The 22,712-nt window shown below is 58.9% G+C and carries 20 protein-coding genes and 5 pseudogenes; 8 read left to right on the top strand and 17 right to left on the bottom strand.

Annotation, left to right across the window (positions count from 1 at the left end; genetic code table 11):
• Positions 1–17 precede the first annotated feature (17 nt).
• On the bottom strand, positions 18–1,022 hold the full coding sequence (locus NKJ64_RS29110) for a glycosyltransferase family 10 domain-containing protein (RefSeq protein WP_155923855.1): 1,005 nt from the start codon (positions 1,020–1,022) through the stop codon (positions 18–20).
• Positions 1,023–2,173: 1,151 nt separating this feature from the next.
• Between NKJ64_RS29110 and NKJ64_RS29105 the strand changes: the two genes are divergently transcribed.
• Positions 2,174–2,647 carry a Ros/MucR family transcriptional regulator gene (locus NKJ64_RS29105; RefSeq protein ID WP_023697204.1) on the top strand — a complete coding sequence of 158 codons (474 nt, stop codon included), beginning with the start codon at positions 2,174–2,176 and terminating at the stop codon, positions 2,645–2,647.
• A gap of 186 nt (positions 2,648–2,833) precedes the next feature.
• Here the strand turns inward: NKJ64_RS29105 and NKJ64_RS29100 are convergent, their stop codons facing one another.
• Positions 2,834–3,046, bottom strand: coding sequence for a cold-shock protein (locus NKJ64_RS29100; protein WP_023679670.1), 213 nt, complete (start codon positions 3,044–3,046; stop codon positions 2,834–2,836).
• 373 nt (positions 3,047–3,419) lie between these two features.
• Between NKJ64_RS29100 and NKJ64_RS29095 the strand changes: the two genes are divergently transcribed.
• The 4 genes and pseudogenes from NKJ64_RS29095 to NKJ64_RS29080 all read left to right on the top strand — a co-directional run bounded on the left by NKJ64_RS29095 (position 3,420) and on the right by NKJ64_RS29080 (position 6,923).
• Positions 3,420–3,647 (top strand): hypothetical protein, encoded by a 228-nt coding sequence (locus tag NKJ64_RS29095; RefSeq protein ID WP_352463747.1) that lies wholly within the window; start codon positions 3,420–3,422, stop codon positions 3,645–3,647.
• An 849-nt stretch (positions 3,648–4,496) separates the two neighbouring features.
• A complete protein-coding gene (locus tag NKJ64_RS29090) occupies positions 4,497–4,925 on the top strand; it encodes a hypothetical protein (protein ID WP_352463746.1) in 429 nt (142 codons plus the stop codon).
• Positions 4,926–5,010: 85 nt separating this feature from the next.
• Positions 5,011–5,295: an insulinase family protein gene (locus tag NKJ64_RS29085; RefSeq protein WP_352463745.1), complete on the top strand. Its 285-nt coding sequence runs from the start codon at positions 5,011–5,013 to the stop codon at positions 5,293–5,295.
• A 171-nt stretch (positions 5,296–5,466) separates the two neighbouring features.
• Positions 5,467–6,923, top strand: a pseudogene (locus NKJ64_RS29080) (NAD-dependent succinate-semialdehyde dehydrogenase).
• 759 nt (positions 6,924–7,682) lie between these two features.
• Here the strand turns inward: NKJ64_RS29080 and NKJ64_RS29075 are convergent.
• The 5 genes from NKJ64_RS29075 to NKJ64_RS29055 form a co-directional block, all read right to left on the bottom strand.
• On the bottom strand, positions 7,683–9,686 hold the full coding sequence (locus NKJ64_RS29075; protein WP_352463744.1) for a class I tRNA ligase family protein: 2,004 nt from the start codon (positions 9,684–9,686) through the stop codon (positions 7,683–7,685).
• 326 nt (positions 9,687–10,012) lie between these two features.
• The gene (locus NKJ64_RS29070; RefSeq protein WP_352463743.1) at positions 10,013–10,792 is read right to left on the bottom strand and encodes a phytanoyl-CoA dioxygenase family protein; all 780 of its coding nucleotides are present in this window, start codon (positions 10,790–10,792) and stop codon (positions 10,013–10,015) included.
• Between the two features lie 221 nt (positions 10,793–11,013).
• Positions 11,014–11,289 carry a hypothetical protein gene (locus tag NKJ64_RS29065; RefSeq protein WP_352463742.1) on the bottom strand — a complete coding sequence of 92 codons (276 nt, stop codon included), beginning with the start codon at positions 11,287–11,289 and terminating at the stop codon, positions 11,014–11,016.
• On the bottom strand, positions 11,286–12,590 hold the full coding sequence (locus NKJ64_RS29060) for a lysine N(6)-hydroxylase/L-ornithine N(5)-oxygenase family protein (RefSeq protein WP_352463741.1): 1,305 nt from the start codon (positions 12,588–12,590) through the stop codon (positions 11,286–11,288). Before NKJ64_RS29060 ends, NKJ64_RS29065 begins: the two co-directional genes overlap by 4 nt.
• 182 nt (positions 12,591–12,772) lie before the next feature.
• Positions 12,773–12,964: a hypothetical protein gene (locus NKJ64_RS29055; protein ID WP_352463740.1), complete on the bottom strand. Its 192-nt coding sequence runs from the start codon at positions 12,962–12,964 to the stop codon at positions 12,773–12,775.
• A gap of 1,086 nt (positions 12,965–14,050) precedes the next feature.
• Between NKJ64_RS29055 and NKJ64_RS29050 the strand changes: the two genes are divergently transcribed.
• Complete coding sequence (locus NKJ64_RS29050) at positions 14,051–14,731, top strand: OmpW/AlkL family protein (RefSeq protein ID WP_352463754.1); 681 nt, start codon at positions 14,051–14,053, stop codon at positions 14,729–14,731.
• Positions 14,732–15,100: 369 nt separating this feature from the next.
• Here NKJ64_RS29050 and NKJ64_RS29045 read toward each other — a convergent pair.
• The 4 genes and pseudogenes from NKJ64_RS29045 to NKJ64_RS29030 form a co-directional block, all read right to left on the bottom strand.
• A pseudogene (locus tag NKJ64_RS29045) lies at positions 15,101–16,299 on the bottom strand (IS256 family transposase).
• A 267-nt stretch (positions 16,300–16,566) separates the two neighbouring features.
• Positions 16,567–16,752 (bottom strand): annotated as a pseudogene (locus NKJ64_RS29040) (ArdC-like ssDNA-binding domain-containing protein); the annotation flags it as partial.
• A 436-nt stretch (positions 16,753–17,188) separates the two neighbouring features.
• Positions 17,189–17,404, bottom strand: a complete 216-nt coding sequence (locus tag NKJ64_RS29035; RefSeq protein WP_023682784.1) for a helix-turn-helix domain-containing protein — start codon at positions 17,402–17,404, stop codon at positions 17,189–17,191.
• 174 nt (positions 17,405–17,578) lie between these two features.
• Positions 17,579–17,857 (bottom strand): helix-turn-helix domain-containing protein, encoded by a 279-nt coding sequence (locus NKJ64_RS29030; protein ID WP_348524474.1) that lies wholly within the window; start codon positions 17,855–17,857, stop codon positions 17,579–17,581.
• A 92-nt stretch (positions 17,858–17,949) separates the two neighbouring features.
• Between NKJ64_RS29030 and NKJ64_RS29025 the strand changes: the two genes are divergently transcribed.
• A complete protein-coding gene (locus tag NKJ64_RS29025) occupies positions 17,950–18,228 on the top strand; it encodes a DNA -binding domain-containing protein (RefSeq protein WP_352463739.1) in 279 nt (92 codons plus the stop codon).
• Positions 18,229–18,236: 8 nt separating this feature from the next.
• Here NKJ64_RS29025 and NKJ64_RS29020 read toward each other — a convergent pair whose 3' ends face one another.
• The 6 genes and pseudogenes from NKJ64_RS29020 to NKJ64_RS28995 form a co-directional block, all read right to left on the bottom strand.
• Positions 18,237–18,668 (bottom strand): DUF2285 domain-containing protein, encoded by a 432-nt coding sequence (locus NKJ64_RS29020; RefSeq protein WP_352463753.1) that lies wholly within the window; start codon positions 18,666–18,668, stop codon positions 18,237–18,239.
• A 121-nt stretch (positions 18,669–18,789) separates the two neighbouring features.
• Positions 18,790–19,041 (bottom strand): transcriptional regulator domain-containing protein, encoded by a 252-nt coding sequence (locus NKJ64_RS29015; RefSeq protein WP_352463738.1) that lies wholly within the window; start codon positions 19,039–19,041, stop codon positions 18,790–18,792.
• 33 nt (positions 19,042–19,074) lie between these two features.
• On the bottom strand, positions 19,075–19,701 hold the full coding sequence (locus NKJ64_RS29010) for an acyl-homoserine-lactone synthase (protein WP_352463737.1): 627 nt from the start codon (positions 19,699–19,701) through the stop codon (positions 19,075–19,077).
• 90 nt (positions 19,702–19,791) lie between these two features.
• Positions 19,792–20,520, bottom strand: a complete 729-nt coding sequence (locus tag NKJ64_RS29005) for a LuxR family transcriptional regulator (RefSeq protein ID WP_352463736.1) — start codon at positions 20,518–20,520, stop codon at positions 19,792–19,794.
• Positions 20,521–21,500: 980 nt separating this feature from the next.
• A pseudogene (locus NKJ64_RS29000) lies at positions 21,501–21,836 on the bottom strand (IS66 family transposase); the annotation flags it as partial.
• Positions 21,832–22,035, bottom strand: coding sequence for a hypothetical protein (locus NKJ64_RS28995; protein WP_352463735.1), 204 nt, complete (start codon positions 22,033–22,035; stop codon positions 21,832–21,834). The gene NKJ64_RS28995 and the pseudogene NKJ64_RS29000, both read right to left, overlap by 5 nt.
• 493 nt (positions 22,036–22,528) lie before the next feature.
• On the opposite strand from NKJ64_RS28995, the pseudogene NKJ64_RS28990 reads away from it, so the two are divergent.
• Positions 22,529–22,712 (top strand): annotated as a pseudogene (locus NKJ64_RS28990) (transposase); the annotation flags it as partial.

Below are 22,712 nucleotides of genomic sequence, written 5' to 3'. Positions count from 1 at the left end.
GCGAGCGTTGGATTAATTCATTCGTCTGTTGCAAAATCAACTTCAGGCGATTCGATGTGTATAATTTCTGGCGGTAAGGGTTTATCCTGAACGCTTTCGATGAAGCCCGCGAGATAGGCAAACGTATTGTATTTCTCGAGGACTAGCCGCTTCGCCTCTCTTATTGCGCCGCGACGTTCCTTCCAGAGGTCTGAGTTGATAATTTCTTGAATTTTTTGGATTACGTTCTTGTCCTCTGGGTCAATCAGAACCATAGAGTCCGAAGGGAAGAACCTCGTGATTGCCGGGCTGCCGTAATAGATCGGCATTGTTTCAGCGACGAAGCAGTCCATAAGCTTCTCTGTAAAATAGTAATCAGCACGAGTATTCTCGAACGCTATACTGTAGCGATAAGGTGCGAGTGCGTTCCATTTATCTCCAATCAGCCGAAAACCTCGGCCGAACAGGTCAAAATCGAGCTCCTTTCTTAGCCGTTCCAGAAACGCCAGCCGATACCGATGTCCTTTAAGCAGGGCGATGTTACTGGTAATCCATGAGAGCCGAAGTGGCTTATCCATGGCTTCGCTGACCAGAAGTTGGTCATATGTCTTGTTTACAGACCAAGACCGAGTGATCGGTGGAGACAAAACGAATCGGCGAGCTGCATTCTGCCGAGCAACCAGCTCTGCGTCAGACGTTAGGACGATAGTATTTTTCCCCTGCCCTTCATGAAATGCACGATGAGCTTTCGTCGGCGGTTCGCCGATTGCAAAAATTGTCCTGTTGGGGCTCGCCTCGATATCAACAGGGAGCCCAAAAAGAGAAGCAGAGTTAAAGACAATATGCCAATCGGGCACGAAGGATGTCGTGCGTACAAAAGCGACATTGTTCCAGATTCCACTGCCCTTTGGAGTGAGGTGGTGGATTGCATCATCCAAAACGCCCCAAGAATCTAGACATGTAGCAACAATGGGCGCCGGGCGTTCCGTCAACAATTTGGCCGACAAAGCAGTTCCACTCCCTTCACTCGCGAAGGTACTCAATCGCCATTCAGGATTGCGGTAACATCGGGCAGCATAAACCTTCCGGGACCTGCTGTCGAGGCAATTGTCGCTTTGCACTTGACCAGGTTCTTCCTCGCTTCGTGTGGTGATTAGGCCGGCTGAGTGGCAGCATGCGTGCCTAAGGAGTTCGCAGCCGGCGCTGCCTAATGGTACGTTTGATCGTCTTCAGGCGGTTGATCAGCCCTTCCGCCTCGGCCGTTCTCCACGGCAGTTCAATGGCATCGCGAACGGAGTCAACGTCACGGCGTAGGACCAGACCGAAACGCGTGATGGCGATCAGCCGGGTAACGCCAAGTCGACCGAAGTGTCGAGCTTGCCCAACTCACAGGCCCCGCAAAATGTCGAGGAAGGGCATGGCAAGCCTGCGCATAGTGGCAAACTCCCTGCTTTGGGACGTCGACCTTTCTGGCCTGGTTGATCGTCAGCACATCCCGAGGCTTGATCCAGAGGGCCGCGGCGACTACCCGCGAGATCACGCGGCCGGTCAAGGGATTCCGTATGAGGACGCGTCGCTGGCTGGTTGATGCTTATGGTTGAAGCAGGCGACTCACTGTCCTCGCCGGCCTCTCGGCGCGGCGCCAGCGTGCGAGAAGCCGCTCCAGATTCGAGAAGCTGCCCGGGTCGCCGCGCTGTTTGATATCGTGGAACAGGTGTCATCCGCAGCCATTGCCGTCTCTCCAGGACAGGCTAAGAAACGCCTCGAAATACATTGATGTCCTTGGTTTATCAGCGGCGGTTCCCAGCCCCCTTGCAGAGCGGCTCACCGGCGATGAACTTACATCTTTGGCCATTGCCAATGAACGTTTGTTTCATCGTCCCTGACGCCCACCATCAAGCGATCACTATCGCTCGATTTCACAGTCCAAAGAAGCAAAGCGAGACAAAAATAGCGCGCTTAGCCTCGAGGCGACTAGCAACTTCGGCACAACGTTAGAGCGGCACGCGCCACGCACCTCGGCAGGGTCGCCAACAACGAGTGGCTCAGCGGTCACGACGCGAAATATGGCGCATCGATGTCGCTTCTGGACGAGCATTAGCAATAACGCAGTCAGAGACATTGTTGCTTTCAGCGGCAACCGGCCCTATGAAGCGACGCTTCGCTGACTATGTTTCACCGCCTGGAGAGTTTCATGACAGAAGAAGCCGGAAAAAACGTCGACACCCTCATTGAGCTTGCCGCCGATGTCGTGTCGGCCTACGTCTCCAACAATCCGATCCCGGTGGGGGATCTCCCTGCCCTCATCGGCCAAGTGCATGCGGCTCTGAAAGCGACGGCCGGAGGTATCTCTGCACAAGAGCCGGTTGCCCTTACGCCTGCAGTCCCGATCAGGAAGTCGGTGACACCGGACTACATCATCTCCCTTGAAGACGGGAAGAAATTCAAATCTTTAAAGCGCCATCTGTCGACCCACTATGGGCTGACGCCGGGTGAATATCGGGCCAAATGGGGCCTGCCGGTGGATTATCCCATGGTGGCGCCGAACTACGCCGCGAAGCGTTCTTCACTGGCCAAAACGATGGGGCTCGGCCGCAAACCGAAAGCGCCGAAAGAGCCGGAAGCGCCGGTGCCGACGAAGCGAACTCGCAAGAAGGTCGCGGCTTGATTGCGGCGGCTTAATCTGGGCGTCACATAAAAAGGCGGGGCCAACCCCGCCTCAACAACTTGTTTCATTAGGAATTCGCGACCGATTCAGCAATCTGCTGCCCTCAGTTTTTGCTCGTTCCTATCGAGCGGCAGTTAGCACTTCCGGGCCTACACGCCCACTCTTGCGCCTTCGCAGGAGAAAATTTCAACCAGCTTTGCTCAGGCTGCCAGCTGAGGACTTGCCAGTGCGGCGGTCCTGCTCGATCTCATAGTTGATCTTCTGGCCGTCAGCGAGGGTCGAAAGGCCCGCGCGTTCGACAGCGGAAATGTGGACGAAAACATCCGGACCGCCATTGTCGGGCTGGATAAATCCAAACCCCTTGGTGCTGTTGAACCACTTTACCGTTCCAGTCGGCATATACTTGTTCCTCTTTTACAATTGCAACGTGGGGCAGGCCGTTGGGCCTGTCCCGAGTCATAGCCGAGACTTGGGCGCAGCAAAAAGCGAAAAATTGTTAAGCCCCAATCAGCTGGCGCACTCCATTGTTGCCGTAGCCGCCAGCAAGCACTGTCCAAACTACCGCTCGAGCAGGCCGGAAGCGCCCAATTTCTTCCAACGCTCCTCAGCGCCACGTCGATGGCTCGTGTTTGGAGGCGCGGGACGTAAGGCCGACCGCTGCTCGTGCCGCCACGTCAAAAGGCCGGGTAGTTCACGGAGCTGCCTTCGTGCATAACACCTTGGGAGCGCCTTAAGGAGTTTCGAATTGGATTGTTTCAAGAGGGTCGAGGGGTTGATCGATGCCACCAGCGTGGAAGCGATCGATAGCGCGCGCGTTTTGCTGGACCAATTCAAGGGCAAGTCAGAAACAATCGCCCAAGCGATTGACGACTTTCTGCTTGACCTTATGACCTTGCTGTTCGTGGTAGAAGCTACCCGCGAGCAGTTCCACAATCCGGCGAGGCGGCTAGCGCGCATCAGATTGAGCAAGGTCAGGCTGTTACTCACCCGATGCCCTTGACCTAAGCGACCACTCCAGGAGGAATGCGTTTGCAGCTGTAAGGAAGGCGAAAGCTGTTTGGCCGGCAGACCGAGCGCACCAGGCGGTGTTTTACGCGCAGATGAAATCAATCGCGACCGCTAATTCTCCTGTTTGGTGCCAAGGGACGACGGCAAGCGCGGACAGCTTCCGTGCTGCTGTCCTGCAGCGGCAAATGTGCTGCATGCCCCTTCCGAGGCGAGCTCGACGTTTGTTTCTTGCGTTGACCAAGGTGCCGCGAAAACACTCCCCTTTCCGCAGCAACTCATCACTGTTCAACCGTCTCGCGTCAGGCCATCACGCCAGACGAGAGCAACGGCATCCCGCCCGAGTACGATCTCGTTTTCCAGCGCCTCGCGAATGTCGCCACTCTTGATCAGGTCCGTCTTCGCGCGCGAGCAGGCTCCGGGGCCGACTTAGATACGCTGCTCACGCCTCTCCCCTTCAGCACCGCCCCCGGTCTGACTTTGAGGAGAGCGACCCGCTGGAGCTACCAACATCTCAATTCCGACCGCCAGTGCAGGGGTCTTCGAAGCGCATTCTGTAGCCCTTCCCCAGCAGCGCGCCCAACCGTCTTCCAAATGAAGAAGATATTCTCAGCCGTGCTCGCGTCGCCTTCAGCCCTGTTCGATGGCCCACAATGTCGGATGCACAACATGTGAGACTGACTTGTCCACATGCCTCGAATGTTTTCTGATCTGGCACGGTGCATGCGTGGTCGTCCGCAAGGCGCCGCGGATGAAGGAAAATCCCTCCAATGACCACCTCCCCAAGAACACCGCCGCCAGTCTCCTGGCCCATCCAAGATGAGGCTCGAGTGAGCCTGGCCCCGTGATTCATCTGGCTCGGCGCTGCCCGCCGATCCTCCCACGGGGATCGAAGACGCAGCCCGTAAATGAGGAACAAATCACTGCCTCGAAACTTGCCTTTCCAACCGGAGCCATTGATCGCCCCCTGGCTGCGCAAGCCGTTCACTGCCACCGCCCTGGCCTGGCGACGACCGCTCCGGCTCTGGCCGCCACCGACGGCGGCAAGATTTCCTGCTCGATGATGGCATGGAACGGTCGACATGACCCCGCGCAAATCGTCACCGATATGATCTGGCACAAGGTCCGCAGCGCCGACGAGCCACCGGGCAAACCCGAACTTGCCCCTTCCCTCGAGCGTCTGATCTTCACGGCGACGCCAAACCGCGCCGACAGCGAGTTCGACCGAGCCGTCTCCGTCAGCGACAGCTCCAATAACGCCCTGACTGCCTAACTCGCTTTGGGCGAGATGATGGGCTTCGAGGCCGCTAAACGACCATGATCGAGAGCGAGCGAAACGCGATCCTGAAGGAGCGCCGTTGCCGCACAGAGACGAACTGCTGGACGGGAAGGTCAACGCGAAGTTGCGGCCGAATCAGCCCTACCGCATTCCGGTGAACGGCTGGACGCAGGAGATGGAGAAGCTGAACGGCACCGATCGGTTCACGATGTGCAACGAATACCGCCGACCGAACAACGCCGTGCTGGTGGTGGCCGGCGACGCAGAGCCTGAGACGGTGAAGGCGCTGGCCGCGAAGACCTATGGCAAGGTTTCGCGCGGGCCGGACCTGCCACCGCGCAACCGACCGGTCGAGCCCGACTAGTAGAACCGCTAGGCGTCTTGTAGCGTATTCTCCCTCCCACTTGGGTACCGTGGTCTGCTAGCTGTATGGCCGAGGCCCTATAAGGAACCTTTACGTCCGGAATACACACCCCACCTGCTATATACACCTGCTGCGTTGAGGAGGAATCCGGTATTGCCCCTGTGCCCGCCGATGATCCGTCACCTGCGATCCCCTGACCTGTTTGGACCCATCGATCGCCTGCCGGCACTTGGCACGCGGATGGGCGAGCGGACATTTGAGGTTCTCAACCCGTCGACCGGCGAAGTGCTGGCAGAACTACCCGATATGGGTGTCGAGGAGACATGCGCTGCGATCGACAAGGCCTATGTCGCGCAGCCTGGATGGGCAGGGTTTACCGCACGTGAGCGCAGCGACGTTCTATGGCGATGGCATCAGTTGATCATCGACCACGCCGACGATCTCGCTGCAATTCTCACTGCGGAGATGGGCAAGCCGCTTGCGGAAGCCAAATCAGAGATATCGCATGCTGCGGCGTATCTGCAATGGTATGCCGAGGAGGCAAATCGGGTCTATGGCGAGACGATCTCCGCACCATCGGCCGACCGCCGAATGCTGGTGATCAAGCAGCCCATCGGGGTCGTCGGCACGATAACGCCATGGAATTTCCCGGCCTCGATGGTGGCGCGCAAAATCTCCCCAGCCTTGGCGGCGGGCTGCACGATCGTCCTCAAGCCCGCTGAACAGACGCCGCTCGTGGCTGGAGCAATGTTCGCCCTCGCCCATCAGGCAGGCTTTCCCGAAGGCGTCGTCAATCTGATCTATGCATCCGAAGGTGACGCGGTCGGCCGCGAACTTTGCACAAATCCCAAGGTCCGCAAGATCAGCTTCACCGGGTCTACTGAGATCGGGCGCCTACTGATGCGCCAGTGCTCGGCCCAGATCAAAAAGGTCAGCCTAGAGCTCGGCGGCAATGCACCTTTCATCGTCTTCGATGACGCCGATATCGATGCCGCGGTAGACGGTGCGATCCAGGCGAAGTACCGCAATGCCGGCCAGACCTGCGTTTCAGCGAACCGCCTTTACGTCCAGTCGGGCGTTCACGACGAGTTCGTCGAGAAATTCGTTGAACGGGCTCGCCAACTTCAAGTTGGTGACGGTTTCGCGCTCGGAGTGGACATAGGACCCCTCATCGACAAGAAGGCTTTGGCCAAGATTGAATCCCATATTGCCGATGCCGTAGCTAAAGGCGGCGCAATTCGATGCGGGGGCAAATGCATCGGCACGAATGGCACGTTTTTCCAACCAACGGTCCTGACCGGTGTCACCGGCGAGATGACCGTCGCGCGCGAAGAGACATTCGGGCCGCTCGCACCGATCATTCGCTTCAAAGATGCCGATCAGGTCGTGCGTGATGCCAATGAAACGATCTACGGCCTCGCGGCCTATTTTTATGCCTCTAACCTGAAGCGTGTCTGGCGTGTCGCCGAGGCCTTGGAATATGGAATGGTCGGGGTAAATACCGGCCGGATGTCTTCGGAAGCGGCGCCGTTCGGTGGGATAAAACAGTCCGGGATCGGGCGGGAGGGATCCCGCCATGGCTCGAGGACTACCTCGAAGTGAAATATCTCTGCATGGGCGGCATCTGAAGCATCGGCTTGAAGGGTTCACAGACGGGGTAACCTAGCGAGCGATCTCCAAATATGTGAATTGTAGGATCGATCGGGAACTGAGGGGCGGCTCCGTACCCGAGCAACACGCAATCCTGAGGAGCGCCTCTCGACGAGACAAGCGTCTGCATGTCGGCGAAGACGGCGCGCAATGTACGGAGGATACGCTTGCGATTTAGTGGGTAACGCCGACTGGCGACGGGCTGTCGTTGCGCGGGTATGGTTGGAAGCTTGTGCACCATAGCTTCGTGAACGCTGGTTTTCGTGGGCAGAATTTGACCTGCCATATTCCGATTGTCAGTAGCTCAGTTGTTCTTCGGCCGACGGCCGCGCCGGTAAAGGCTCGGACAGAACCGAAGATACCATCAGGCAGGCATTCGCATTGACTGATCGGCGCACGATCCAGGGCGCCAGTTGGACCAAGCGGGTCGAACCGCATGACAGCCTTACCGGCTGGAGGACGGAAATCCCGATGCCGAAGAGGATGGTCAGCGCAGTCGAGCCCACACAGCATTTTCGGCACGAACAGCAAGGGCTGGGAAGCGATCGGCCGGCCGGTCCTCCAAGGCGCAGGTCAGGGTTGTCGACGACGCGTTGGTTCAGGTCCGCTAATCTGGTCTCTATCGTTTGATAGCGGCTTCGGTCGCCAGCGGCAGCGAGTCAAGATTTTGGCATCATCGGCTTTGATTGCCGCGCATCTGGTCGAGATTGGGATAGCTCACTGATGCATCTTTGGGCTCATAGTGCTTCCTCCTCATCAAGATGAGGATTGCCGGATTTGGCGTAGAACACCAACACGGGTCCGAGATCAAAACGCGTCCCGGGCGCAAGGCGCTGGACGGACCGGGGCCATGTTTCGATTGAGACGCCATCGATGCCTCGCGCCAGCGTTCTGGCGAATCGGGGCATCAGCGGAGCGAGTGTCACTGCCAGGATCGCAGCGGCCGTCGTCTGAAGAGCTAGCGAAGTCCGATTGCGGGCGGGATAGAAACGTCGCGCCGCCGCATAGTTTCGCGCCCGACGGTACATCACGCAATCCCGCACGAATTCGCAGACCTGAGTGGCCGCGCGCCGGACCGAGAAGCCTTCGTCCGAATATGCCCGCTCCATCGCCGCGCGATAGATCTCTATTCGAGCAAAGAAGGCGCGGTCGACTGGGCTCCAGTCGCCTGCGTCGGGTACACGGCCGGCAAAATCCTGCTTGATTTCCTGGTCCAACGCATCAAGCCAGTTCAGCCAAATCCCTTGGAAGACCTCCTTCTCGGTGCGGCGCAGCCCGTCCAGCGTGAAATCCGTCCGCTCCCCTTCCGGGCGTGTCAGGCCCAAATGGAGGCGCACGACGTCGACTGTCTTTGGGCTCAGAACCTCCTTGCCCCAGACCGCGTGGCGGCAGCTGGTTGAGAACTTCTTGCCGTCGAGCAGGTAGAACTCGTTTACGTGATAGTGGATGCGCGGCGTCCAGTGGGAGAAGACCTCGGCGTAAAGAGCGGGGTAGAGTAGCGCGTGGTAGAACGAATTGTCGAAGCCGAAGAAATGGACAATCTGCCAATCGCTGCCGGGCACCTCCGCCTTCCAGTCGCGACCCAGCGAGCGGCCGAGCGCCTGGATGTTGTAAAGAAAACCGAAGGCCATCTCCGGCCAGACCCAGATCACTTGCCCCGGGAACCCTTCGGCCGGCAGGCCCCAGTCCGAGGGGTGGGTTATCGGTACCGAAAATTCTCCGCGTTGGCGTAGGCGCGCGAAGAGATCCAAGATGCGTAGCGGGACGCCTGATGCCCTTAGATGCCGGTCGATATTGTCGTAGCAGCGGTCCAGGGCAAGTTCCGGACGGCGGAGGGAGCCGACCAGCGGCGCTTCGGCAGACTGCCGTGACCGCGCTGCACCCAAGTCGTGGCAAAGGTTTGGGGCGCCGCATTCCTCGCAGATGTTGCCAGCGGCGGAGCCGCCGCAATCGGGGCAGAGGCCTCTAACATCCGGCTCATAAAGATAGTGGCCTGTCACAGCATCGAAAAGCGCAGGGCTCTGGCGCAGATCTACCGCCGTGCTGCTCAAAAGAGTTCGGAAACACGCGGCTTGAAATTCGCGGTAACCGTCATCGCCCATTGTGGCTTGGAAGCTGTGGACGTCACAATCGAGAAGTGCAAGCGTGGCGCGAATCTCGTCGGAGTAGTAGCGCGCCACGTTTGCAGGCGTCCATTGATCGGTAGCGGCGCGTGTCGCGACGTAGCTCTGGTAATCGTCGCTTCCGGTCAGGTGATACGCCTCGACTCCTTTCATGCGCAGGAAACGGGTATAGACGTCGGCGCCGAAATAGGGGCCAGAAAGATGCCCCAGATGCAGATCGCCATTTGGCGTTGGCGGCGCGGAGAAGACGAAGGTCGGCCCGCGTGGAGCCGTGGTCTTTGCAGCGGCATCAAGGGCGGCCTTGCCGTCTCGCCAGTAGACATCGACGAAATCCAGGTCTTTGTTCCCGTCATTGCGCAGCACATGCGCTTCAAAAGGATGGAACAGAACGACGTCGCCGGCCCCGACCGAGATTTCCCCAAGGTCGGTGGTGACCTTGCCCGCACCAGACAGGACCACGAAGGCCTCGGTTTCGTCGTGCCGATGGGGCTCAGATGTGACCCCGGGTCCAACCTTTCCGAACGAAAACCCCGTGCGAGCGCTGCCCGTTCCAAGCGTGGCCGTGTCGATACCGAACGCTCGCGACAGCTCCGTTCGAGAAAACGTGTATTTGCGCATGACAACGAACCTAAGCTTTTGAAGAGTGGGACGGACCTTCGGCTGCCAACGAACAGGGCCTCGAGTGCACTTCATGGAGAGAAACGGCAGCCCGACCCGTTGGCGGCCCGGCCAGGATAGTGCAGCTCTGGGCCGGCAGGCGGGCGACCAAGGGGGGCGCTAGTCGGGCTGTAGGCACACAGAAGGCCGCCTGCAACCACGTCCACAATCCACGTGCCAAAGCGTCCCGATGCTCCGCGAGCCCGCAAATCAGACCGCCATATCGTCCGCGCATCTTTGAGCGGTCGATCAGTTTCGTGTGCATGCCTCCGCCTGGCTGCGTGAGCTCAATCGCGATAGAAGATGCCATTTGGGGGCTTGAGATTGTCGAGATCGGCCACTTTGCCCTCGGGCGGGTTAAGGGCGCGCTTGAGCACGTTGTATTCAGCGCGGGTCGGCCCACCGGTTGAGGCACGCTGGAACACCAAGTAGAGTGTCCGCCGAGAACGATTGCTTTTATTCGGTCGTGAGTAGTGCGGTGCGTAATCGTCGAAGATGAAGATGTCGCCAGCCTTCCATACTACGGGTTCCCAGGAGAACGTTTCGGCGACTTGAGGATAGATCACCCCACCGGCATCCATGGGAAAGACCCCCTTTTTGTGGTTGCCGGGGCTGAAGAAAAGCCCGCCGTTTTCCGGGTCGGAGTCGTCGATGCCTATGGCAACCACGGCATGGACCATCCGGTCGGGGAGTTTGTGTGGAATGTGATAAATGTCCTGATGCGGGAGATAGCCGCCGCTGTCGGGGTAGTGGAAAATCAGCAACTCCTTGAGCCTGCGCGAATCTTCTCCAAGCAAATCATCGACTGCTGACTTTATGCGCTGATCTTCTAAGAGCAAACGACGCAATGGGTCATGGAAGTCGAGAAAATTCTCGATCTTGGAGATGATCTTTCGGTTGTCCGTCGTCTTCTCGAACCACATGAGCCATTTATCATCGCTGACATCCCAGCGTGACATATCTTCGACAAAAGTAGAGATATCTTCCTGAGCCGCTGGAGCAAGGAAGCTTTCGAACCTGACGTATCCGTCTTTCTGCCACTTGTCTCTTTGTGCATCAGTCAACATGCGAAAAGCCTCCTGTTGGAAAGACTGGTTGGTCGGACCCCAATTAGGGCAGCCGGGCGCCGGCAAGTTGCGGTCCACGGAGACGGTCCCACGCATGTGGGACGGCGATCCTAAGTGCGTTCCGCTCCGACGGATTTTGTCCGCAGAAGCTCGGCGCGAGACTGCCTATGTCATGCTCAGCCGGGTCCAGGGCTTCGGTAAACTGGGCCGGTTCACCCGGTCTAGCCGCTACAAGCATCGCTAAAGGCCGGCACCATCCGCTGACCGCCGACCCAGCCATGGCCGCCAAAGACCACGGCGCTCTTTCGTGTGAGCGACCTGGTACGGTCTTGACAACTGTAGGGGAAATGCACGCCCCCAGAATAATGCGATGCGCCGCTTGGTCCAAGAACTTGTTCGGTCACGATGATTTCGGAGAAGCCTCCGGCCTTCGCCGCAACGGAGGCGGACATCATTCCCAGGATACCACCGCCCATGATCAGAAGTTTACGAGTCATATCCCGCTGCCCATTTCTTCGGCTACGGGGGCGGGCCAGCTCTCGATCGAGGTATGGCTGATGAAGCCAGGATGCTCCGGGTTCGCGCATGGCGCGCGCCCAAGAAGGCTATTGAGGATGCGGCGCGCGCGCCAGGCCAGCAGGCTTAGGTTCGGATCGGCCAGGCCGCGCTGCCCGAGGCTCGCATTTTGTACGAAGATGCGTCTGTCACGCGGTCCGTCCCAGCTCACCGAAAAATCCTCGCGAATAGCTAATTCATTGTCGATATGCTCCAGCCGGTCCGCGATGGGCTCCAAGAAGCCTGGCATCGCGTTCTCGTAACCGGTGGCCAGCATGACGATATCAGCCGTGACTTCTTCGACCTCAACCATGCCGTGCTGCAGGGTCAGCCTGTGACCCGCTCCGGCGTTGATGCAGTGCGAGACGGTGCAGCCCGGCCGCAGTGTGATGTCGCATCGGTTTGGCTCGAAAAATGCGTGGCGGTAGAGCGCCTGATAGATCGCGCGCAACGTGCTTTCTGAAATGCCGTCCGAGGCAAGCACGAAACGCCGCAGGAGCAGCTTACGCTGCGACTCGCTCATCGCCGCGAAACGATCCGAAAAGCAGGGCATGAACAACTCGTTTGTGAACGGGCTGTTGTCCAGAGGCAGATAGTTTTCGCGCTGCGAGACCCAAGTGATCGAGGCAGGCCCCCGATCTTTCGGCAGGCCAACAAGATGCAACATCACCTCGGCACCCGACTGGCCTCCGCCGACCACGCAGACATGCTTTCTCCGCACCTCAGGGTGGATGTGCAGTAAAACAGATGAGTGGAACAGGTTGCGTCCAGTCCAGCCCTGGAACTGAGGCGGAATTTGCGCCTGCTTGCCAATACCGACCACGACGTCTCTGGCGCCGAGAACCGCCTTATCCGTCCGCACCCGAAATTCGCCGTCAAAGCGGATTTCGCGCACTGTCTCGCCGCCACGCACAAGTGGGTTTCTGTGGAAGACCCAGTTCAGGTATTGTTCGAACTCCACTCTAAGCACGGCTTCGAACTGTGCGTTCAGGAAGTGATACAGACGCCCGTTCTCGTGCAGGAAGTTTACGAAAGTGTAGGCTGATCGCGGATTCACTAGAGTGACCAGGTCCTTGAAGTGGCTGACCTGGAGCTCCGAGGAATCGAATGCACTGCCTGGATGCCAGCGGAAGTCGACCTGCCGGTCCAGGAACACCGCCCCTTTCCCAACTTGCTCGTGTAGCTGACACGCAAGACTCAAATTGGACGGGCCAGCACCGATCCCAACGCAAGATAACTCCACTGCTTCCTCCTATAGAGTCTTCCCACTAGGCGGCTTGTTCGCGGCGAATATCGGCCGCAGCCACTGGGCCCCCCTCGCGGACGTTCGGAGCACCGGTCCCGACCGGGCTTGCGAGAATTTGTCCAGCGCGTTCGCGTCGTCGAATGTAGACCGGAGCATTCCAGCGCGGTGAAATCGAGGGGTCAGGCCGGCGACGTTCCGTTCGTCTCGATGCCCGCGTCGCCGTCACGCGAGACGCTTTGCAGGCCCATTAAGGTGTTTGAAGCCGGCCCAATCGCCGGCCCGACCATGACGCGCCGCCCTTTCGGCGGCTTGATAGCAGGCGAGAGCGCGGTGTTCACTACGGCGACGGCATTTTCGGTGCGCATGATCATGGACGACGTCTCGCTGATGCGTTCGCAGAGTCCCATGCATGGGCCGTGCCAGAGAAGGAAACTTTATTAAACAACGGGTTGGCGGATTTACGATCCTGTCCGACATCCGACATTGAGGGGGACGCTTCAGGGCCGCGCCCGATTTGCACTTCGGATGTCGCCTTTTTCCGAATAGCTAATCGGGGACCCTCTGCATCAGCATACTTCTCTTAGCCAGCACAGTCTTCATGAACGGACAGTGAAGAACCCTGCGTCTCTGTCGGACAGATCACGATATGCCGTGTCCATCGAGCTCAGCAGTTGCAAGAGCTGCCAGATCCTTCGCCCTATCGTGCCGTTGCACTGGCTCGATCCCGACATCCTCGGAGGCCGCGATCATGAAGAGTGGCGCAAACTCATGTCCGCCGCGAGGCCTCTCTCATGAGGAAGCAATTCTCTATGTTGGTGAAGGATCGATGCTCATGCTCAGATGGTAGCGGATGGGCGCATGCCCGGCCTAAGCGCATCAATGAATCTCTGTACGGATAGCCGGAACAGAATTGGTTATGGCCATTCTGCCGGTCCAAAGCACGACGCCATTCCATCCCTGCGGCTCAATCCAGGCGGAGGGATGAGGCAGCAGTCTTTTGCGCGCCTACCGGTCGACCAAGAATGGGAGCCCTCGTAAACGGTCATTCGAGATGGCCGCTGCGGAGCTCCTCAGGCAGTGCCGTGCCCGACCCGGCAACGTCGTGGTCGTCAATCGCCCCGTCGCCGATGTCGACCCGAAGCTCGGCCAGTTCGCGGTGAGCTACACTGCTATTCCGCGGTGCCCACCGAGCTCGCACAGGAGGTTCTATCAGGGCGGTCACGGCTGCACTCGTTGTCGGGTCTGCGACAAAGTCGCCATGAGGCACACGGCAGTCAGAGCCATGTCATTGTTGTGAAATGATTTTCTCGTTTGGCACGACACGTGCAAGACTATCCGCAAACGCGCTGCAGCAAGGACTGAGAGTCCTCCGCCAATCTCACGCACTTTGCAAGAGTTTCGTAGTTCAGTGCATCATTTCTGAAGAGCAAGGAGAGAATATCATGGCGAGAAAGCGAATGGGCGTGGCGCGGGGCGTAACAGCGGCCATCGTCCTGATTCCGATGGGACAGCAGGCCGCGGCGGCCGAGCTTGCGCAAGCCGCGAGCGTCCAGCAGGCTAGAGCCGCGGTCACGGAATGGCCAAATCCTTGGCAGGTCCGCCTGCGCGCGTTGGGGGTCATTACTGAGGATTCGGGCTACGTCAATGCAGTGCCCGGCTCCGGCCTTTCATATTCGAACACTGTGACGCCGGAACTCGATATCTCCTATTACTTCACGGACAACGTCGCCACGGAGCTTATCCTCGGCACCACCTATGCCAACATTGAGGGCCAAGGAGCGATCGGCGCGCTGGGCAATGTCGGCAAGGTTTGGCTTCTGCCGCCCACGCTCACATTGCAGTATCATTTTACCAATTTCGGCGCTTTCAAGCCCTATGTCGGCGCCGGCGTGAACTACACGATATTCTATAACCAGCATGCCGGCAGTGCCGATGCTCTCAAGGTTAATAACACGTTCGGCACCGCGCTGCAGGTCGGGTTCGACTACATGGTGGATCAGCATTGGGGCGTCAATTTCGATGTGAAGAAGCTTTTCCTCAAGCCAGACTTCGACGTCACAGTGGACGGCGCGAAGCAGACGGGAAAGGCGGAGCTCGATCCCTGGTTGATAGGCGCAGGTGTCACCTACCGCTTCTAACAACGAAAGGTGAAGGCGGCTGCTGATAGCCGATCGAAATGAAGGGCGCGCCTTGTGCGCCCTTTTTCCGTCGGCCCTGAACGGGCGACACTTGAAGGAGCCATTGTAGAGGGGCGACCGCCTCCTCCTGCGAACCAAGAAGGGTGACCCTGATCAATGCGGGCTCGACTAACGCCTGAAATGGAGGTGTTTAGATGCGCTTCGATCAGGAGGGCTATTGGGTATTGTTGATGGAGTGCCAAGGTTAGGGCCTTTGCCCGGCATCATTCTCCCGGACGAAATGTTTGAGCTATGCGCCTGGATCGTGTCCCGCGGCGTGGTGTAGCTGGCGGCATTAGTCGCCGTGCTCTCCGGCATGGGCCGGGCTGATCAGCGCGCCACGGCTGGCAGGCTGATCAGGGGATCATCACTCATCTGGCTGATCGTTTCCAGAGTCATATATCTGGCCCGCTGCACTGCCCATTCATCGTTCTGTTCGAGCAGGATTGCGCCGACGAGGCGCACGACCGCATCGTCGTTCGGGAAGATTCCGACGACCTCGGTGCGCCGCTTGATCTCGCCGTTGAGACGTTCGATCGGATTCGTCGAGTGGAGCTTGGCGCGATGTTCCTTGGGGAAGGTCATGTAGGCCAGCACGTCGGGCTCGGCGTCGTCCATGATTGTCGCCAGCTTCGGCACCTTCGGCCGGATCTGGTCGGCGACGGCGCGCCATTGTACGGACGCGGCCTCGGGCGTTTCCTGGGCGAAAGCGGTGGCGATGAAGGCTGAGACGACCCTGCGGCCGCTCTTGCCGGCATGGGCCAGCACGTTCTTCATGAAGTGGACGCGGCACCTCTGCCATGTCGCGCACAGCACCTTGGTGACGGCCGCCTTGAGGCCTTCGTAAGCATCGGAGACGACGAGCTTGACGCCGCGCAGGCCGCGACGTGTCAGCTTGCGCAGGAACTCTGTCCAGATCGGCTCGGCCTCCGAGGTGCCAATCTCCATGCCCAGTACCTCGCGCCGGCCGTCCGCGTTGACGCCACGGCGATGATAACGGCGACCGAGACGATCCGCCCACCGCGGCGGACCTTCAGGTAAGTGGCGTCGATCCACAGGTATGGCCAATCGCCCTCGATCGGCCGATCGAGGAAGGCCTTCACCTTCCCGTCGATCTCCTCGCACAGCCGCGAGACCTGGCTCTTGGATATGCCGCTCATACCCATGGCCTTGACCAGGTCGTCAACCGACCGGGTCGAGATGCCTTGCACATAAGCTTCCTGGATGACGGCGGTTAGCGCCTTCTCGGCCATGCGGCGCGGTTCGAGGAGACCTGGGAAGTAGCTTCCCTTCCTGAGCTTCGGGATGCGCAGCTCGACCGTGCCGGCCCGCGTCTCCCAGTCCCGGTCGCGGTAGCCATTGCGCTGGGCGAGCCGCAGCGGGTTCTTCTCGCCATAGCTGGCGCCGGTGGCCGCGCCCACCTCCATTTCCATCAGTCGCTCGGCGGCAAAGCCGATCATCTCCCGCAGCAGATCGGCATCCGGGGTCTTCTCCACGAGCGTGCGCAGGTTTATCATGTCGTCGGTCATCGGTGGCCCTTCCGAAATGGGTTGGCGTCAACAACCAAACCCTACCGGAAAGCGCCGATGACCACCCACACGCCGCTTGCTCGCTACAGCGCTACTAACGGCGCGCTCGTGAGCGGCTTCGCTACCGCCGAGCTACACCACCTGATGGGACACGACCATGCGCCTGTGTTAAGCAATCACTGAACTCCTCGACGCCGACAAGATGCCTTGTCAGCCACGCTGCGGTAGCTGCTGCTCTTTTGCTGCAGGAGCGGCGACTGGCGCATTGGCTGCATTCCTCGGCAGGCCGAGGCCTGCTTTTGCGCTGCCCCATGGCTTGACCCATGGCACGGTACCGCGCTCCAGCTCGGCAATGATGCGGTCGGTGATCTCCTGATAGAGGCTGGCGCCCGGGCGCCTGCCCTTGCCTGCGCCAGCCTCTGTGCTGGTGGTACGCTTGCTGTTTGCACGCATGTGTTATCCTCCGCTCACCAATCGCCGCGCTTTCCCCGGAAGCGGGGTGGGCGGCGAGTCGCGACCGGAAAGGCCCGCCGTGGTAGGCGGACCGCATCCGAAGGACCGGAACGAAGAGGAGGACCCTGAGCGGCACGCGAAGGGTTGCGGGCTGCCGCGGCGGGCCTAGAAGGGAGTGCCGCCCACCCCGCGCCCACCGGGAAAGGCCAACCGACAAACCGCGCCGCCCGCAAGGGCGGCCGCCGTCACAGCCCGAAGGGCTGCCCACGCCAAGGGGCGAAGCCGAATGGCCGAGACCGCCTGAGCTTGCCGAAGAAAGCGGGCTCGGTTCACGAGCGCCGGCTGCGAAGCGCGCGGGCGTTCCTGTCAGCAGCATGAATGCCTCAAAACTTCTGGCCGAGTCTCATCAACCGAGTTTTCGTCCCCGCTTCCAGATTTATTCAGAATGAGGGTTGAGTAGATCGGCCGGATCGATTCCGAGCACTCTGGCGAGTTTCGCCACCGTATCAATGCTGGCGGCATAGACCGAGCGCTCAAGTGCGCTAACATATGTTCGGTCAACGCCAGCCTCATGCGCCAGCGCTTCCTGGGACAATTTCTTTTTTTGACGATGCCTACGCAGATTGCGGGCAAAGACCTCTCGGATTTCCATGCACGAGAAGCCACCCTCTTGTCGAGGATTTCACCACGGAGTATTCTCTACAAAAATCAGAGACAACAAAGGGCGAGCGGCTGCACGGCATCATTTCGCGAGGGCAAATCCCCTGAGCCGTGAACTCAAGGATGGGAATCGTGAAGTTTGGCAGCCAAACAAAGCGCACGCCATCTACAGGTCACGAGCGCGACGCAATTGTGCCAGAAGCTCGCAAGGATCGATACCGAGAGCCTCGGCGACGTCGAGAAACTCAATGACGTCCAGCCGACGTTCACCACCCTCGTACTTGGCCACGAAGGATTGTGGGCGGCCCAACATATCAGCAACCTGGGTCTGGGTGGCCCCTTTGGTTTTGCGCGCCGCAATCAGCCGTTGTAGCAACCGGCGCTGGCGAGCTGATCGAAGTGATTTCGGCATCAGACGAACCGGGCCAAGAAGGAACCGGCTCATGGACTAATCCCAGTTTCGGATTATCCCATTTTAGGATATTGTGCGGTCAAAGATCTGCGCGGCGCGGGATAGGTCTTACGGCGAGAGATGAAATGGTAGACAGATTGCTCAAACCTGCTGTTGCCGACGAGGTCCCATGGGCGGAGAGCCTGACCGCTTACGACGATGAGCACTTCACGACATATTTGAAGCTCTTAGATGCATGCGCCGGCAATGCCAGCGAAGAAGAGATGGCCCAGGCGATATTGGGAATCGATCCGGTGCAAGAGCCAGCGCGCGCCCAAAGGGCGGTTCGCAGCCATCTCTCGCGCGCCCACTGGCTGGTGGTGGCGGGGTACAAGGAGCTGTTCTCTGGCCGCCAAAAGGCCTGATGGTGGCGTTATAGAAGAAGACGCTTATAACCACCGTTCATTAGCGAGCGCCCGCGTCTGACTGCACGGCGAACGCTGTCTCGAAGATGGTCACCGGGGTCGGCCCAGTCCTGCTCGACACGGGCTCTGCCGAAGAGAGCAAGGCCGATTTCGCGGTGTGATAAGCCAGCGATGAAGCCGTCGAGGGCATGCAAGACTCGGCGCAACCGCGAGCAACGGGGCTCGGTCGGAAAGAATCCTGATTGCAGCCTGCCGGTCCAACAGAGGCTGTTCAGACATTCCAACGCGTTCAGGCGCTGCTTCAGTTCCTCTGGCGACCAGAGGACCGAGGATGTCAATCGCACAGGTTCGAGGATGCTGACGCCGGAAGCAGCCAGCTGCAAGCTCCTGCCACTGTCCTCGACCAGGAGGTGCTGATGCCCGTCCCGCGTGACGAGCATGGAAATGCGGCAGGAGTGCCGGGCGAGATCAAGCAAGTCGACCCCGCGCGGCCGCGCCGCCGTTTCGGCCACAATGGGCAAAACATGCGGACATTGGCAGGGGCACCAAAAGACGCTCGCATCAGTTCCTTTTGAGCTTGCAAAACAGAAGGCCCCAGCGCGAGAGATCAACAGTACTCGAAGCCAGGCTGATAATATCCATGGACCGGGCGTTCGTGCGTTCGGCACCGCGTAGCGCGTTCGCCAGATCCTTTTGGAAGTCCGGATTGCGCCTGAGGAATTCCCAGGCCCAGCCTCGGCTGGTGAGCTGGTCGACATAGGCACGATCATCTTGCCCGTCCGGCCAAGCAGGGCCAAGTCTTGTTTCGTCCATTGTATCATTTCCAGAAAAGGTCGGATGGCAGGCTCAGGCGATCTTAATGACCGGGGTCCACAGGACCGGGCCTTTGAGCCCGCCATTGCGACGGAGGGAATCCAAGCTCTCTCTCGAGACGTCGAGATATCCGGCAACGGCGCGTGTGTTGCCAATTGTTTGCGGATGGGACAACCGTTCGAGTGGCCAGCCGGCGCGACGCAAAATCCGCTCGATGCGCAGATCGGTTACGGTGACGATGCTGCGCAGACCGCGTGACAAACCAAACTCGACCATTCCGGCAAACAGCTCGTAGGTGCCAATTGCGATGCCCGCCTGTTTGGGCGCGGAAGGCGGCAGATCAAGCGCAAAACGGCTGCTTTCCCAAACACGTGGATCTTCCGGCGCTGGACGGTCGGCAAGAAGAGCGAAGAAGCTATCACGCAGCATCGTCGGTCCTGTAGTCGGCAACAGGCGCACGCAGCCGTCGATGCGTCCGGCGGGCGCACGCAGCAATAGGTAATGCGGACGAAGCGCATCGAACGGATCGACCTCAAAGCCGCCGCTGAACGAAACGTCCCAATCAAGTCGATCCCTGAAAACGCGATACCGCAAGCGATGCATCTGCTCGAGCTCGTCGCTGAACTCAGCGTAACAACCCGGCGTGATCAACTGCAACATGATGGCCTTCTCCTCGCATGGATAGCACCTGCGATTGAAGGCAAAGGCCGGAGATGAAACAACCTGTGTATGTGCCCAGGTTCCGAGAGGTCAGGTGAAGAGAGATGGCCGCGACAGTGCAAGCCGAACAGCTGCCTGAATAGCCGTCTTCACGCCAAGCTTCTTCCTGGCGTTATCCCGATGATAGGCTGCGGTGCTCCGACTGATTCCCAAGATGTGGCCGATTTCCCACGCCGTCTTGCCCCGAGCCGCCCACTTCAGACACTCCATTTCCCTTCGAGATAGGGTAACGCCATCCACGGTCCTGCCGTCGACCAGCTTGCGACAGGCATGAAGATGGAAGAAGATCGCGATGAGTTCGAGCGCGCGGTCATATCGATTAATCAGGCGAAAGAACGGCGGTCGCCTTTCATCGGAGGCGAAGGTCAGTGCTGCAAAATTACCCGTGCTGTCATGGATCGGGATCGTGAAGCCGCAGTGAATGCCAAATTGCGTCGCCTCATCCATCAATTGTCGCTGCTGCGTCGATAGTTTGAGATCAGCACCGTGCGCATCCCAGTTGAATGATTCCTGACCACCACGCGCCTGATGGATAACCGGGTCAATCTTTTCATACCGACTGTGAAGGTAGTGAGATGTCCACGATTGAGGGTAGGTGGAAATCAGGCGCACCTTGCAGCCGTTGCCAGGCGAAGGGAAAAGATAGGCGAAAGACGGCAAATCGAGCGAACAGGCAATCTCGCCCAGAGCATTGCGCAGGTCCGTCCCGTCTGCGCTGTCTGCTATTTGCTCTACAAATCTATGAAAAGCGTCTTGCATAGCTAAACTGCAGTGAGTTCTGGCGCCCCTCCAGGAGCCAAGGCGGGCGGTCCAATGCGCCGCCATTCTGGGTTGAAGGCCCGGCCGGAGACTGAGCTCCGTGCCGGGCCGTGCGCCTTGGGAGGGCGATACGTGCTTCGACGGCGCTGTTATCGACACCGAGACTTCATTCCAGCGTCATCTGCTAGAGGTGATAGTCGTCCTCTTGGCTTTGCACTTCATCGCGGTCGGGTGTCTGTTTGCGCGCTATTTAGACTGTCTCAATGGAGGAGCTCAGCCTCGCGGTAGATGCGGTCTGTGGTCTCTGAGAGCGTCACCTCTACAATTCTTGCAGCAGCCCTACGTCTCCGTCTCGGACGCGAATGCCGCCTGCGTTTTTCGGGATTGGCGTCGCATTTCGGCATCGACTCGCACACCCTCCAGGCAAGTTGCCTTAAAAGCGAAGAGCGTGGCTTTGCGCGCGCCGGACGCCACAGGGCTGCCGGACGTGATATCCGGTCGATGCCGAATGGGAGGATCCACGGTACGTTCAGATCATATCGCGCCCTCACGATATCGTTCCTCCGCGGTTTGCGTCAAATTCAGTTTACATATCGTTGTCATCTACGAGTGAGATGACCAAAAAACGGTCGGGGACTGAGCCGATGGTTTCCCGGTCTGTGCATAAGGAGATCGGGATGGTTCGGCTCTATTTATCGCGTTTTACTCTCGCCCAAATCCGCAGCATATAAGCAGCCGGCCGCGCCGACACGTGGTGATGGAAGCTTTCGCTAAGGCCCTCTAAAGGGGAGCTCATCATCTCGCCCATCTTTAGGCTGCCGACCCGACACATTTATGTCAAGCCGTAAAGGCATTCCTAACCTTTAAGGACCCAATCATTCAAAGAACCAGGCTGAGGTTTTCCGATGCTCCGTACATGAGTACTTAAAAGGATATTTGCGTTCCGGCATTTTGCTTTATAAATGTGGATATTCAATATCGCTATAGATGACGGCGATGGCCGTGGCTCCGTCGACGGTATCGCTGAACAGCCAACTTTTCCGGCCTGTGGCAAAGATTCTAATGTCACGCTCGAGAAGATTTTGTCGATCGGCATGCTGCCGTCCTCGGTGTAACGAGTCAGATATCACCATTGGTTCAGGGTGCAGGAGACGGCGTTGCCGAGCTTGCTGTCCGGCAAGACTTTTGGGGCGATGTCGTCGAGCCATGCCTTGAGAGCATGGAGGATGAGGACACCTGTTGCTGGCGGAAGCGGCGAATGCAGTCATCCGCGTGTCGCGGTCATGGGGGATTTCGTTCCGCGCCTGTCTCTCAAGCATTGGTGATGGTTATCGATGGGAAGACTTTGATGACGTCGCGATTTGGTCCTGAAGATTCGATCAAGAGGCCATTTTCGAATGCGACATCGTGCACACGGCCGACAACGGCCTGTGAACAGCATTTGAGACCGGCCATCAGACCACGGCCGCGCTTTTGCTCGATGCACGTGGGAAACTTCGCAACAAGGCTGTCCATGTGTCTTTGCAGTTTGCGGCTATCCGCTCGACGCCTGTAGTAAACTGTCGCATCGGACCGCATTTTGCACATCGCTCTTGCAGTCACTAAAGCTAGATTGTTGCCTCTGAAGGCTCCAAATATCCAGGTCGGGGCGAATCAAAACAATGGAGAACGGACTGCCTGATCCGCTGAGGGACTTTAAAAGGCATACGGTGTCGGGATCAATGCCCGCGAACTCGAATAGAAGAACTCGCCCGTTCGTCCCGCGCCCGCCTGGTTCTCGTCGGCGGTCAAATCAACGCCGTGCCTGCGGCAAATGAAATGCCGCTGCCCGGGTCGCCCGATACGAAGTCTATGTACCTGGCGGAATCGAAATCCTGGTTCGGGTATCCGTCGTAGGGGACACGGGTCACATCGTGGCGAGCAACACCGCCCAATTTCCTAATCGATGCCGAACCTGAAACCGCCGGAGACCCGAGCGACATGGAACGCGTTTGTGAATGCCATGACGGTCAAGCTCGTCGTCTCCGATGCTCACGAAGGCCTCAAGGCGGCCGTCACCAAGGTGCTGTGCGCGACATGGCAGAGGTGCCGCGTCCCACTTCATGAGGAACGTGCTGGCCCATGCCGGCAAGAGCGGCCGCAGGGTCGTCTCAGCCTTCATCGCCACCGCTTTCGCCCAGGAAACGCCCGAG

It is taken from the genome of Mesorhizobium sp. M0062 (genome assembly GCF_040323125.1).
Lineage (GTDB): Bacteria > Pseudomonadota > Alphaproteobacteria > Rhizobiales > Rhizobiaceae > Mesorhizobium.
Note: the sequence above shows the minus strand (reverse complement) of the source record. Positions and strands in the feature narration are given on the sequence as shown.

Bases quoted from the DNA above. Each gene is read 5' to 3' on its own strand.
- NKJ64_RS29105 (WP_023697204.1), top strand. From the start codon at position 2,174: ATGACAGAAGAAGCCGGAAAAAACGTCGACACCCTCATTGAGCTTGCC.
- NKJ64_RS29100 (WP_023679670.1), bottom strand. From the start codon at position 3,046: ATGCCGACTGGAACGGTAAAGTGGTTCAACAGCACCAAGGGGTTTGGA.
- NKJ64_RS29075 (WP_352463744.1), bottom strand. From the start codon at position 9,686: ATGCGCAAATACACGTTTTCTCGAACGGAGCTGTCGCGAGCGTTCGGT.
- NKJ64_RS29070 (WP_352463743.1), bottom strand. From the start codon at position 10,792: ATGTTGACTGATGCACAAAGAGACAAGTGGCAGAAAGACGGATACGTC.
- NKJ64_RS29065 (WP_352463742.1), bottom strand. From the start codon at position 11,289: ATGACTCGTAAACTTCTGATCATGGGCGGTGGTATCCTGGGAATGATG.
- NKJ64_RS29055 (WP_352463740.1), bottom strand. From the start codon at position 12,964: ATGATCATGCGCACCGAAAATGCCGTCGCCGTAGTGAACACCGCGCTC.
- NKJ64_RS29050 (WP_352463754.1), top strand. From the start codon at position 14,051: ATGGGCGTGGCGCGGGGCGTAACAGCGGCCATCGTCCTGATTCCGATG.
- NKJ64_RS29035 (WP_023682784.1), bottom strand. From the start codon at position 17,404: ATGGAAATCCGAGAGGTCTTTGCCCGCAATCTGCGTAGGCATCGTCAA.
- NKJ64_RS29030 (WP_348524474.1), bottom strand. From the start codon at position 17,857: ATGAGCCGGTTCCTTCTTGGCCCGGTTCGTCTGATGCCGAAATCACTT.
- NKJ64_RS29025 (WP_352463739.1), top strand. From the start codon at position 17,950: ATGGTAGACAGATTGCTCAAACCTGCTGTTGCCGACGAGGTCCCATGG.
- NKJ64_RS29020 (WP_352463753.1), bottom strand. From the start codon at position 18,668: ATGCTCGTCACGCGGGACGGGCATCAGCACCTCCTGGTCGAGGACAGT.
- NKJ64_RS29015 (WP_352463738.1), bottom strand. From the start codon at position 19,041: ATGGACGAAACAAGACTTGGCCCTGCTTGGCCGGACGGGCAAGATGAT.
- NKJ64_RS29010 (WP_352463737.1), bottom strand. From the start codon at position 19,701: ATGTTGCAGTTGATCACGCCGGGTTGTTACGCTGAGTTCAGCGACGAG.
- NKJ64_RS29005 (WP_352463736.1), bottom strand. From the start codon at position 20,520: ATGCAAGACGCTTTTCATAGATTTGTAGAGCAAATAGCAGACAGCGCA.
- NKJ64_RS28995 (WP_352463735.1), bottom strand. From the start codon at position 22,035: ATGGACAGCCTTGTTGCGAAGTTTCCCACGTGCATCGAGCAAAAGCGC.